At 57.1% G+C, this 1,318-nt stretch carries 1 protein-coding gene; it reads right to left on the minus strand.

Annotated features, from left to right (window positions below):
- Positions 1-36: 36 nt before the first annotated feature.
- A complete protein-coding gene (locus HKX24_RS17580; protein ID WP_271692382.1) occupies positions 37-1,260 on the minus strand; it encodes an IS256 family transposase in 1,224 nt (407 codons plus the stop codon).
- Positions 1,261-1,318: the final 58 nt, after the last annotated feature.

Raw genomic sequence — 1,318 nt, forward strand, 5'->3', positions numbered from 1 at the left:
GGGAGTGTGCGTAATTTTGTGCCCTGACGTCTTTAGTTACGCCATGGGAAAGCGTTCTTCGAACATGATGGCGAGTTGGCTTTTAACGCGGTGCCATTCACGCACAGATCGCTTCCACTCGGCGGAAGTAGCATTGAGCGCCAAGTAGATCAACTTTGCTGCCGCCTCATCGCTCGGGAAGTGGCCTCGGGTTCGCACCGCACGCCGGATTTTTGAGTTCAAGGCTTCTATGGCATTCGTTGTGTAAATCAATCGGCGCACTTCGGGCGGGTAGTCGAGAAACGGGATCACCTCGTTCCAGGCTCTGCGCCAGCTCGGTGCAATGGCCGGATAGCGCTTGGCCAGATCACTCTCCTCGAACTCGGCCAGCGCAGCCTCTGCTGCTTCGACGTCCAAGGCGGTGTAGACCGCCTTCAGGGCTGTCGCCACGGCCTTGCGGTCCTTGTAGCTGGCGAAGCTCATAGAGTGGCGCAGCAAATGAACGATGCACGTCTGAACCTGGGCTTCCGGGAAAGCTGCCTCAATGGCCTGAGGGAAGCCTTTGAGACCGTCGACCACGGCAATCAGAATGTCCTGAACGCCCCTGTGGCGTAGATCATTCAGAACCTTTGCCCAAAATTTGGCACCCTCGTTGGCCTGGAACCACAGCCCCAGAACGTCCCGGGTGCCGTCTGGACGGATCGCCAAGGCCACGAAGACCGCTTTGTTCGAGACCGCTCCATCACTGCGGATGTTGACGCGGATCGCGTCCATGAACACCACGGGATAGCAGGGTTCCAGTGGCCGGCTCTGCCAGGCGGTGACCTCGTCCATCACAGCCTCAGTGATCACCGATATCAAGCTGGGTGATGCCTCAAAGCCGTAAATCTCCTCAATGTGCCCTTGGATCTCACGGGTCGTCATTCCGCGTGCATACATGCTGACGATCTTGCGGTCGAACTCGGGAAAACGACGCTGATACTTGGCTATCAACAGCGGATCAAAGGTGCCGTTGCGGTCGCGCGGAATGTCCAGGATGACCTTCCCACTGTCGGTAGTCACAGTCTTCTGGCTGCTGCCATTACGACGATTGGGCGGATGGTTCTGGCCTTCCGCGACACCTTCTTCGCGCTCTGCCCCAAGATGTTCCTCCATCTCAGCTGTTAAAGCGCGTTCTGCCAATGCTTTGGTCAACTCGGCAAGAATGCCCTCCTTGCCGAATAGGTCGCCAGAGGACCGGCCTTCCATCAGTTGGTCTAATAGCTTTTTGTCGATGCTCATACGTGGGTCTCCTTATAGAGCAGTTACCACGCCAGAGCACAAAATTCAGGACAGTCCC

This window comes from Sulfitobacter sp. M85, assembly GCF_029285915.1.
Lineage (GTDB): Bacteria > Pseudomonadota > Alphaproteobacteria > Rhodobacterales > Rhodobacteraceae > Sulfitobacter > Sulfitobacter faviae.